Consider the following 502-nt stretch of genomic DNA (forward strand, 5'->3'; position numbering starts at 1 on the left):
ATCTTATCTTTGATAAAGTTTCATAAATAAATGCCACTAGCATATCGACTTTCAAGAATATTTCGTAACTTTGTACTCAGTCATTGCAAAAAGTAAAGAACTATGGTAAGAGAAAGAAAAAAGCGAATCTATCGCAAGCGAATACCTTATGGTATGCAGAATTTTGAGGATGTGATTGAAAGGGATTGCTACTATGTAGATAAGACTCCTTTCATCGAGGAAATAGAAGACTCTAATATGTACTTCTTCTTTATAAGGCCTCGCCGATTCGGCAAGAGCCTTACCATCTCCATGCTTGAAAATTACTATGACATCAACAAGAAAGACAAGTTTGATGAAATTTTTGGCAAGCTCTATATTGGTGAGAATCCAACTCCCGAACATAATAGTTATCTCATCATCCATCTCAACTTTGCCATTATTGTAGGCGACCTAAACGACTACAAGCATGGCATGGACAATTATTGCAGGACGCAGTTTAATTACTTCGTGGATGTATATT

General features: G+C 36.1%; 1 protein-coding gene. It reads left to right on the forward strand.

Annotation, left to right across the window (positions count from 1 at the left end):
- Positions 1 to 153 precede the first annotated feature (153 nt).
- A partial coding sequence (locus IE178_RS37330) for an AAA family ATPase (protein ID WP_193515138.1) occupies positions 154 to 502 on the forward strand: 349 nt, incomplete at its 3' end.

It is taken from the genome of Streptomyces griseoloalbus (assembly GCA_014650015.1).
GTDB lineage: Bacteria > Actinomycetota > Actinomycetes > Streptomycetales > Streptomycetaceae > Streptomyces > Streptomyces griseoloalbus.